The following is a 9121-nucleotide window of genomic DNA, read 5'->3' as shown; positions in this document are numbered from 1 at the left end:
CCTACATATGAAGCGCATTTAAACGCTCGCTGAGTGGGCACTTATTATTACGGATTGGTATTACACTCTATTGTTGAACCGTTCATCCATAAAATGATGAAAATGCACTGCCCTTTGGGTTCAATCCAAAGCGATATATTTTTTGTTTATTACAGGCAGGAAAATATGCAAGTCGAGTGAGCATGGATCAGAAAATTTATTGGCTTTAAACGTAGAACCACTATGCCATCAAGCCAATGCCGCGATCAACACGCTTTGGAATTGAACAAAATATATACGACAAAGGTAAACACCCTCTAGACAAACAACCAATAAAAAAAGCGGAAATAACATCACTGTCATTCCCGCTTAGTAATCAGCAAGGGTAAAAATTAAGTCGGTTTAACCCACAAAATGCCAACCTCAGCTTTAACCACTTTAACTTCTGTATCTTTAGCAATTTCAACTTCACTTTTTAATTGCCAACTAATACCAGAGTATTTATGCAACACTAACCCTCTTCGATCGACAGATTCATTTATCACGAATGTTAAGCCCATAAAGTCATTAGAGACCGTTTTAGTCTCAGTCTGATCTTGCATTCTTTTTAAAGGCTGCCACAGAGCCACCGCTAATATCGACGTCAAAATAGCATTAGATGCCAGAATACTCGTCAATGTTTCAGGCAAAAAGCCAATCCACATAGCAAAACCAGTTATGACCAACGAGATACCTAAAAATAAAAGAATGAAAGTAGCAAACCCTAAAATGGCCACCTCAATGGCTAAAATAACCAATCCAAGGGCAATTAATAATTCAGGTAAGTTTTCCATAATTAACTGCAATTTTTTAACCTCGATTTAATGTATTAATTATCGTTGAGGCTTGTGCCACAACCGAGCTAATATCCGTTGCATTATCAGGTAATAAAACCACACTTGAATCTTTTGCAATAGCACGTTTTGCTTCTATTGCTTTAGTTGCTAGATCAAGTTGAATGGCTTTTTGACCTTCTTCAGTCGCTGCGGCATCACCTACAACTTTTAAAGCCTCAGCTTGAGCATTAGCTACCGACACAATGGCTTGAGCTTCACCTTCTGCTTGTAATACTTGTTCTTGTTTTTCGGCTTGAGCCGCTAACACGCGTGCTTGCTTTTCACCCTCAGCGATATTTATTGATGCTTGCTTTTCACCATCTGATTCTAAAATTTTAGCGCGACGTTCACGTTCGGCTTTCATTTGAGATTCCATCGCATGCATAATTGATTGCGGTGGCGTAATATCTTTAATCTCATACCTTAATACAGCAACGCCCCAAGATGCAGATGCTTCATTAATCGACGTGACAATTTTAGAGTTTAGCATGTCTCGTTCTTCAAACGTTTTATCTAAATCAATTTTACCAATTTCTGATCGCATCGTTGTTTGAGCTAATTGCGTCACCGCAAATACATAATCTTCAACGCCGTAGGTTGCTTTATAGGGGTCTAACACTCTGAAATAAAGCACACCATCAACAGTTAACGAGATATTATCTTTAGTGATAGCGCCCTGACTTGGAATATCAAACGCCTGCTCTTTTAAAGAACGGTCAGCAGAGATTTGATCGATAAAAGGCACAATAAAATTTAAACCGGCTTCTTTAGTTGATTGATATTTACCAAATCGTTCAATCACCCAAGCTCGATTTTGTGGCACGAATTTGATAGACGATTTTAATGTAATAATAACAAATGCAAATATTGCAAATGGCACCGTAAAAATGTATTCCAGTATTAATTCCATACGACTTCCTTTTTAATTTAACAAAATAATTTAGACATATTATGTCATAGAAATAATTACACTTAAGACATAATATGTCAAACAATATAGTCTATAACGCTAAATTTAGCTAAATAGTTCTCAATAATATTGCTGACTTTATTTTAATATTTGCTAATATTACTTAATAATTAACAGTATAAAAGGTCGGTAGATGATCGATATAGACGCAAATGTTATTAATGATATCCATCAAAATTTCCGCATTCCTGCTCGTCCCGATATTCTCGAAGCACTAAATAAACTACTAAACCAATCTGAACCGTCCTTAACCGATATTGGCGATCTAATTGCACAAGATGTTGCGACTTCAGCGGCCATTTTACAAACAATCAACTCACCTTTTTATGGCCTTGCCAGAAGCATTTCTGATATAAAACAAGCCGTCATGTTTTTAGGTTTAGAGGGTATTGCTTCGCTAGTGACCGCTATCCAATTAAAAAAAGCGTTTAAGCAAAATGAATCTTGTATCTCGCTAGAGCGTTTTTGGGACAGTGCAGCCGAAGTAGCACAAGTGGCAACTTTTATCGCACAAAAATTTAAACATCGAGTATCAACAGAATCTATCTATACTTTGGGTTTATTTCAAGACTGCGGTATACCTGCTATGGCTTGTAATTACAGTGACTATAAACGTACTTTAGTAGAAGCCAATAAATCGTATGAGCGCACCCCAACAGAAATTGAAGACAGCGTTTACAATACAAACCATGCCGTAATTGGTTATTATTTAGCATCTGCATGGAATTTACCAAAAGAAACATGCCAGTTGATTTTACGATCGCATGAAGTCAAATTTTTACAAAGTAAAATATCTGAAGAAGATGCAATCAGTTATGCCGCGATTAAGATGGCTGAAAATTTAATTAATACGAGTAAACGATTTATAGCATCTCCTGACTGGCCGCATATTAAAGAGCTAGTACTTGAAGTTTTAGATATTGATGAAGATGAATATCAAGATATGAAAGACGATATTGACGATTTACTAAATTAATCCTTAATAAATCATAAAAAAACGCCTATAACAACGAGCTATAGGCGTTTAGTGAGAATAACTTAATCTTATTAACTAATTATTCTGAATAATAACTTAAACAGACATCAACTTCGTTAGCCGATCCCATTAATACAGGCACGCGCTGATGTAAATCATCAGGTTGGATGTCTAAAATACGTTGCTTACCCGCATAAGCTTTAGCACCTGCATTTTCAAGTAGCATCGCCATTGGATTCGCTTCATAAAGTAAGCGTAATTTAGCTGGCTTTTTAGGATCTCGACTGTCGCCCGGATACATAAATATACCACCACGAGTTAATACCCTGTGTATATCACCTACCATCGCCGCATTCCAACGCATATTATAACGCTTACCTAAAGGACCTTCTTCACCCAAAATTAAATCATTAACATAGCGGGTCGTTTCATCAAACCAAAAACGACTATTTGCCATGTTAATCGCAAACTCTTGCGTATCTTGTGGCACATTCATTTCAGGTTGAGTTAATAAATAACCACCATGTGTTAAATCTAGTGTATAACAACGAGTTGGACCACCGGTTGTTAATACCAACATCGTCGCGGGGCCATACAAAACATAACCTGCACAAACTTGGTTTTTACCCGGTTGTTGAAATTGCAAAGGGCTATCATCAGCAACATCATCGCGAGCAGGTAAGATAGTAAATATTGTTCCAATTTGGCCATTAATATCGATATTTGAAGAACCATCTAATGGATCAAAAGCAACAATATAAGGAGCTCCCGGTGTACCCGCCACAACATCATCTTCTTCTTCAGATGCAATGGCACGGACTTGATCATCTCCGAGTAGGATGTCTTTTATTAGTTGATTAGATAAAACATCTAATTTTTTTTGAGTTTCACCTTGAATATTTTCATCCAACGTAGAGCCTAAAATGCCCGATAATTCACCTTGACTCACGCGAAAAGCAATTTCTTTACTTGCTGCCAAAATTGTACGGATCAGCATGATAAATTCAATACTTACTCCGTCAGCTTTTAGTGTTGGTATAAGACGTTTCATAAGTATAATTCCCTATTTATAAATAACGATTAATGCAATTCAAGTCTGCAAACGATTGTTCTAAACGTTTAACCATTGACTCTTCAGCTTTACGTAACCATACACGCGGATCATAAAACTTTTTGTTAGGTTTATCATCACCGTCTGGATTGCCAATTTGACCTTGTAAATAAGCTTCGTTTGTCGTGTAAAATTCTTTTATACCTTCCCAAGTTGCCCATTGCGTATCAGTATCAATATTCATTTTTATTGCACCATAACCAATGGCTTCTTGAATATCTTTAGGATCTGATCCTGAACCACCATGAAAAACAAAGTTTAACGAATTATGTGGCAAAGCAAATTTTTCAGAGACATAAGCTTGTGAGTTTTTCAATATTTCAGGTGTTAGTTTAACGTTACCTGGTTTGTATACACCATGAACATTACCAAAAGAAGCCGCAATGGTAAATTTATCGCTTACTTTTATTAATTGCTCATAAGCATATGCAACATCTTCGGGTTGAGTATAAAGCGATGCGCTATCAATACCGGTATTATCAACGCCGTCTTCTTCACCACCTGTGCAACCTAATTCAATTTCTAGAGTCATGCCCATTTTACTCATACGCGCTAAATAGGCCGCACAAATTTCAATGTTTTCATGTAGTGATTCTTCAGATAAATCAATCATATGTGAACTAAAGAGTGGCTTACCTGTTTTAGCAAAATGCGCTTCACCAGCATCAAGTAAACCGTCAATCCAAGGTAATAACTTTTTAGCGGCGTGATCCGTGTGCAAAATAACCGGAACCCCATAAGCTTCAGCCACCGTATGCACATAATGAGCAGCGGCAATGCCACCTAAAACAGCAGAACCTTGGCCAGGCAGTGATAAACCTTTACCTAAAAAGAAACTCGCACCACCATTTGATAACTGAACGATAACCGGCGAGTTAGATTTTTTTGCGGCTTCTAAAGTCGCGTTTACAGCTTGTGTGCCCACAACATTAACCGCAGGGTAAGCAAATTGGTTAGCACGTGCTTCATTAAATAAACGTTGAACGTCATCACCCGTTACAACGCCTGGTTTAATTTGTTGAGATAAGGTAGTCATAATCGTTAGTCCTTAATTATTTTGAAGATTCGATATTTTCAGCATGAGTATTGGCATGTAAGCATATTTGCATAAAGTGCTCAGGGTCTAGGCTCGCGCCTCCCACTAATAAACCATCAATGTCACTTTGGCTTAATAATTCATAAGCGTTAGTTTTATTAACACTGCCGCCATATAAAATATGAATTCTCTCAGCAATCTCTTTACCAAATAAAATAGTTAACTCACTGCGTATATACTCATGAACAAGCTGCGCATCTTCAGGAGAAGCGGCTTGGCCAGTTCCAATAGCCCACACGGGTTCATAAGCTACGCAGATTTCTTTATTGGTTAAATCAACATCGGCTAAACCGTCGTGCAACTGTCGGAATAATACGTCATTGGTAATGCCAGCTTCACGCTGTTGTAAGTTTTCGCCAACACATAAAACAGGCATCAAATTACTTGCCAATGCACGGCTCACTTTTATATTGCAGCTAGGATCATTTTCATGAAACATTTGCCGACGCTCAGAATGCCCAACTAAACACAAACCACCGCCGGCTCTTTTAATCATTTGAGCTGACGTTTCGCCTGTGTAGGCACCAGATTCATATTTACTTACATTCTGCGTGCCCACAATAATTTCAGAATGTTGTAAGAAATTAAGCATATCTCGCATATAAATATACGGAGGACAAATAGCAATTTTGGCTGAAAAATGCTTACCGATAAAAGCCGCTACCGAACTACATAATAAATCGATACCACCATTTAACTTCCAGTTAGCAATAACAATTGGGACTCGTTTATTCATGATCATCTACCTATACAAAATTAATTACCAAACAAACTCAAAAAGTACGCGCAAAAATGAGCAGCACAGTAAAAGATAAAAAAAGATACGTTCATCTTCATTGATGAATTATGGTTTTTTAGATTCATATTTAAAAACGACACAAAGTTTTTTATTAAAATAAGTCTAGTGCTTATGTTCACTTTTTTGTCTTCTTTAATTATCTAAATTTGTTAATTAATGACTCATGGTGTGTGATATGAGAACTTAATATTAATTAAGTTTTTTGCATGATAAATCCTTTATCTTGCAGGTTTATCATTACGCTAACGGCGACTAATGTCTACCGTCTTTTATGTGTATTTAATGAATTTTTTGTTAATGTCCTAACTAAAAGGAATATAGAAAGGACATTTAACAGCCTGTTAACGCTTGAAATACAAGCTAAAAACAAGTTTTAAATATTAGCGGCTTTACACGCTTCAGTAATTTTGTGCCACTCTTGGTTTTTAACCCAATTTTTATCTGCAACCCAAGTACCACCGACTGCTTTAACATTAGATAACGCTAAATAATCGCCTTGATTAGCCGCAGTTATGCCACCGGTAGGGCAAAATGTAACTTGGCGGAAAACTGAAGAAACCGCATTTAAAAATGGAATTCCACCGGCTAACGAAGCTGGGAATAACTTCATTTCAGTAAAACCAAACTCTGCAGCTAATGCAATATCAGATGTTGTAGATACACCCGGAGCAACAGGGACTGGGCACTCGGCTAATTTAGCTAATAAACTGGGTGTTACTGCAGGTGTAATAATAAAGTCACTGCCCGCATTAAGTGCATCTTCTAGTATATCTGCATTAATTATCGTGCCCGCACCTACACATAAATCAGGTAATTCTTTTTTTATCGCCATCAATGCATCAATAGAAGCATTAGATCGTAAAACAACTTCAACTAACTTAAGACCACCATCAGCCATGGCTTTAGCAATGTTCACACCTTGCTCGGCAGTGTCAGCTTGAATAATAGGTAAAATACGTTGTTCACCCATTAATGAAAAAAATGATTTCATTTAAAACTCCACCCTTAACCTAACTTATAACGAGAGGCTAAAAGGGTTATTTACATATATTGTTGAATAAAAGCAGCTGAAAAATCAGCACTCGGTACAATTGCGCCACGATGCTGTATAACCACTGCAGCCGCTTTTGATGCTAAATGCACAGCTTGTGAAATGTCTAAACCCTGTAAACGAGCACCAACATATAGCCCATTAAACGAGTCACCGGCAGATGTTGTATCAACAACATTATCCACGGCTTGAATCGCAAAATGTTCGCTTTGATTAGCGGTAATAACTCGAACACCTTCAGGTCCATTTTTAATGACTAATTCACTAATCTCGAATGGCTGACAAAATTCAATAATGCCGTCAAAAGTATCGATGCCATAAAGTTGAGCAAAATCATCAATACCAGGTAAAACCATATCAGACAATCGAAAGGCTTTTTCGAATTGCAACTTAGCCTCTGCTGGTGTGCTCCACATACGAGCTCGGTAATTAGGATCAAAGATTATTTGCACACCGTTGGCTTTCAATGTTGAAATTAAAGACCAAAGGGCATCGCGATCTTGAGGTTCGATAACGGCTAGTGAAATACCAGAGAAAAAGAACACATCACTTTGTGAAAGTTCAGCCGTCACGTATTTATCAACGTAGGCCATTACAGTTCTAGCAGCCGAGTTTTCGCGCCAATAAGTAAAGGTACGTTCACCTTCATCATCAGTTTGAATTAAATACATACCCGCATTTCGAGAATCCGATTTAAAAACCAACTCGCTATTTATTGATTCAGATCCAAACCGCTCAATCATATCTAAACTTAAAGCGTCTTCGCCGACAGCCGACATAATGCCGACGTTAACATCGGCAAATGCACGCTTTAAATAAACGGCAGTGTTATACACATCACCCGCATAAGACTGAGCCATTGAATCTTTAGAAGTGCGCATGAGTTCAATCATGCACTCCCCTAAAAGCGTTATTTTTTTCATTTACGCTTTACCATTATCTAATTCTAAGGTTTTAGAATCGTCATCGCCGTTAGAAGAACCTTTCTTTTTAGGTTTAACCGGCTCAATACGACCTGCAATAAACCAAACAGCCGCTAACATAAGTGGCACCAAAGAAGCACCTAATATAAAGAATGGCGGATAATACGTACCATCGTTAGTAATAATGGGTACTAATTGAATAGCCGTAATAACACTGATAACACCTACCGCTCCGCTAAGGCCCGCTAAAGAAGCAACTGATTTACCCGAGAAGAAATCACTTGGCAGCGTTTGAACGTTATTAATTGAAACTTGGAAACCAAATAAAATAATCGCAATTAACCCCATTGCTAACATCGGTGTTTCAGCCACGGTAGTCGCTAATAAAGCAGGTAACATAAACACACCACCTAATGTAATAACGGTACGACGAGATTTTGTAACAGACCAACCACTATTAATTAAGCGACCTGATAACCAGCCACCAAATAAAGCACCGGCAGCCGCCCCTACATAAGGGATCCAAGCAGAAGCACCAATTTCTTTAACGTTAAAACCAAATTTATCGTTTAAATACAAAGGTAACCAAGCAACAAATAACCACCAGATAGGTTCCATAAAGAATCGAGCTAAAATAACGCCCCAAGATTGACGATGAGAAAGTAGTTCACGATAAGTAGGCACATATTCAGGTTCAGCTTCTTTATCTTCATCAGCAACAATTTGACCTTTTAAGATATATTCGCGTTCTTCTTCTGTGATCCAAGGATGTGTTTCAGGGCCACATTTATAAACGATTAACCAAGGAACAATCCAAATAAAACCAAGACCCGCCACTAACATGAAAGTTGCTTGCCAACCAAAATAAGCATATAAAAAAGCAATTAAAGGCGGCGCTATAATGCTACCCATTGATGCACCGGCACCAAAAATACCTTGTGCTAACGCACGCTCTTTTACCGGAAACCATTCAGCATTAGCTTTAGTTGCACCCGGCCAGTTACCCGCTTCACCAAAACCAAGTAACACACGGAAAATACTAAATGATGTAACCGATGATGCGACTGCATGTAAGGCTATAGAAGCGGACCACACAACAATAGAAAGTACAAAACCGATTCGAGTACCAATGGCATCAAATACACGTCCAAAAACGGCTTGACCGATAGCATAAGCAATTAAGAAAACACTCATAATATTAGCGTAATCGTGGCTGTCCATGCCTAAATCTTCAGCAATGCCCGGCCACATAACCGACAGAGCGGTTCTGTCAATGTAGTTAATAATGGTAGCGAATGCCACCAAGGTGATAATTAGCCACCTTAAATTTTTCATTTTCAT

General features: G+C 37.9%; 9 protein-coding genes. 1 reads left to right on the top strand and 8 read right to left on the bottom strand.

What is annotated here, in order from left to right; translation table 11 throughout:
• Positions 1-371: 371 nt before the first annotated feature.
• Together DPX34_RS18130 and DPX34_RS18125 are read right to left on the bottom strand one after the other, a co-directional pair.
• Positions 372-824 (bottom strand): NfeD family protein, encoded by a 453-nt coding sequence (locus DPX34_RS18130; RefSeq protein WP_111979854.1) that lies wholly within the window; start codon positions 822-824, stop codon positions 372-374.
• Between the two features lie 4 nt (positions 825-828).
• Positions 829-1764 carry an SPFH domain-containing protein gene (locus tag DPX34_RS18125; protein WP_111979853.1) on the bottom strand — a complete coding sequence of 312 codons (936 nt, stop codon included), beginning with the start codon at positions 1762-1764 and terminating at the stop codon, positions 829-831.
• 193 nt (positions 1765-1957) lie between these two features.
• On the opposite strand from DPX34_RS18125, the gene DPX34_RS18120 reads away from it, so the two are divergent.
• Positions 1958-2800, top strand: coding sequence for an HDOD domain-containing protein (locus DPX34_RS18120; RefSeq protein ID WP_111979852.1), 843 nt, complete (start codon positions 1958-1960; stop codon positions 2798-2800).
• A 79-nt stretch (positions 2801-2879) separates the two neighbouring features.
• Here DPX34_RS18120 and DPX34_RS18115 read toward each other — a convergent pair whose 3' ends face one another.
• The 6 genes from DPX34_RS18115 to DPX34_RS18090 all read right to left on the bottom strand — a co-directional run bounded on the left by DPX34_RS18115 (position 2880) and on the right by DPX34_RS18090 (position 9121).
• Entirely contained in the window at positions 2880-3851 is a 972-nt protein-coding gene (locus DPX34_RS18115; RefSeq protein WP_111979851.1) for a class 1 fructose-bisphosphatase, read from the bottom strand.
• Positions 3852-3867: 16 nt separating this feature from the next.
• A complete protein-coding gene (fbaA, locus tag DPX34_RS18110; protein ID WP_198673753.1) occupies positions 3868-4947 on the bottom strand; it encodes a class II fructose-bisphosphate aldolase in 1080 nt (359 codons plus the stop codon).
• 16 nt (positions 4948-4963) lie between these two features.
• A complete protein-coding gene (tpiA, locus tag DPX34_RS18105; RefSeq protein ID WP_111979849.1) occupies positions 4964-5743 on the bottom strand; it encodes a triose-phosphate isomerase in 780 nt (259 codons plus the stop codon).
• Positions 5744-6179: 436 nt separating this feature from the next.
• Positions 6180-6797: a bifunctional 4-hydroxy-2-oxoglutarate aldolase/2-dehydro-3-deoxy-phosphogluconate aldolase gene (eda, locus tag DPX34_RS18100; protein ID WP_111979848.1), complete on the bottom strand. Its 618-nt coding sequence runs from the start codon at positions 6795-6797 to the stop codon at positions 6180-6182.
• Between the two features lie 50 nt (positions 6798-6847).
• Positions 6848-7780 carry a sugar kinase gene (locus DPX34_RS18095; RefSeq protein WP_111979847.1) on the bottom strand — a complete coding sequence of 311 codons (933 nt, stop codon included), beginning with the start codon at positions 7778-7780 and terminating at the stop codon, positions 6848-6850.
• The gene (locus DPX34_RS18090) at positions 7781-9121 is read right to left on the bottom strand and encodes an MFS transporter (protein WP_111979846.1); all 1341 of its coding nucleotides are present in this window, start codon (positions 9119-9121) and stop codon (positions 7781-7783) included.

Origin of the sequence: Algibacillus agarilyticus (assembly GCF_003286125.1) — a bacterium.
Taxonomy (GTDB): Bacteria; Pseudomonadota; Gammaproteobacteria; order Enterobacterales; family Alteromonadaceae; genus Algibacillus; species Algibacillus agarilyticus.
Note: the sequence above shows the minus strand (reverse complement) of the source record. Positions and strands in the feature narration are given on the sequence as shown.